Genomic DNA, 1,362 nt, shown 5'->3' on the forward strand with positions numbered 1-1,362 from the left:
CCTTCAACATGTGATCCAAAGTCGCGATCGTGCGGGCCAGCATGATCGGCTGCATCTCGCCGCAGCGCACAGCGGCCAACAGGTTGATCTTCTGCGTGATCGGCGCGCAACCGGCGACAAAGCTCAGCGTGTCCTGCCCAACCTGATACGATGACGGGCACAGGATGTTGCGGAACCCCTGCGCCTCGGCCTCCTTCACGATGGCCGAGCAATGCTCCCAGCTGGACCGCAGATCACCATCAGGCACACCCAGGAACTGATAATCGTCCGAACATAAGGCGGCGAACCACGAAACCTCGGCCGCATCCAGATCAGGGGATGTGATGGGGACGATGGTCATTTGATTCACGCTCCGTGCATCTTTTACTTTTCTCTTGCGTAGCAATCACATTGATGTAGATCAATAGTGTATCAATTTTTCCTGCGACCGAATGAAGCGCCTGAAATGCCCCCCAACACCCGAAACCCCAATGCCCTGCCTATCTACGTTCAGATTGCCGAGCTGCTGATCCGCGATGTCGCTGCGGGCCGCTTGATCGATGGTGAGCGTCTGCCCCCGGAACGCGATATGGCGGCCGAGCTGAACGTGTCGGTCGGCACGCTGCGAAAATCTCTCGCAGAGCTTGAGAAAAAAGGCATGTTGGAGCGTATTCAGGGGTCAGGAAATTACATCCGCGAGACCGGAACTCAGAACAGCGTCTACGCGATGTTCCGGCTGGAATTGCCCCAAGGGGGCGGGTTGCCGCGTGCGGATATCCTGTCCGTCGATCATCTGAAGAAACCTTCCGATCTGCCGGATTTTGGCACCTCGGACACCGGATCGCGCGTACGTCGGATGCGCTATCTGAATGACACAATCATCGCGGTCGAGGAAATCTGGCTGGACGAATCAGCCGGCCTGATCAAGCGAAGCCTGCTGTCGGACTCGCTCTACCGCTATTATCAGCACCAGCTGGGTTTCTGGATATCACGGGCCGAAGATCGCGTATCGATTGGCCAGCTGCCCGATTGGACGCCCGCGGCGTTCACCAAAGCCGCCGGTGAAACGGTGGGTTATATCGAACGGTTCAGCTGGTCGGACAAATCCGAACCTGTCGAATTTTCAAAGACCTGGTTCGACCCGGACCGGGCCACCTATGTCCAACGTCTGAAGTAAAAGGAAACGTGCATGACCCGGACCATCAATTACGGGCTGATCGGATGTGGCATGATGGGGCAGGAACACCTGCACAATATCGCCTTGCTGGACGGCACGCGTGTCGCGGCGATATTCGAGCCCGATCCCGGGATGGGAAAAGCCGCGCAGGCGATTGCGCCGGGTGCGGTTATGGCACGCTCGGTGCAAGAGGTGTTGGATTTTGA

Annotated in this window: 3 protein-coding genes; 2 read left to right on the forward strand and 1 reads right to left on the reverse strand. The window is 57.6% G+C overall.

All coding sequences use genetic code 11. The features are described 5' to 3' along the window. On the reverse strand, positions 1-340 hold a 340-nt coding region (locus ACR0C6_RS21210; protein WP_480621074.1), incomplete at its 3' end, for an LLM class flavin-dependent oxidoreductase. Between the two features lie 105 nt (positions 341-445). Here ACR0C6_RS21210 and ACR0C6_RS21215 point away from each other — a divergent pair. Together ACR0C6_RS21215 and ACR0C6_RS21220 are read left to right on the forward strand one after the other, a co-directional pair. Next, complete coding sequence (locus ACR0C6_RS21215) at positions 446-1,156, forward strand: GntR family transcriptional regulator (protein WP_480484798.1); 711 nt, start codon at positions 446-448, stop codon at positions 1,154-1,156. Positions 1,157-1,168: 12 nt separating this feature from the next. Then, positions 1,169-1,362, forward strand: a 194-nt coding sequence (locus ACR0C6_RS21220; protein WP_480621076.1) for a Gfo/Idh/MocA family oxidoreductase, incomplete at its 3' end; no start/stop codon positions are given.

The sequence above is a fragment of the Ruegeria sp. AL12 genome (assembly GCF_056540885.1).

Excerpts from the sequence above, each read along its gene's own strand:
- ACR0C6_RS21215 (WP_480484798.1), top strand. The coding sequence starts at position 446 with ATGCCCCCCAACACCCGAAACCCCAATGCCCTGCCTATCTACGTTCAG.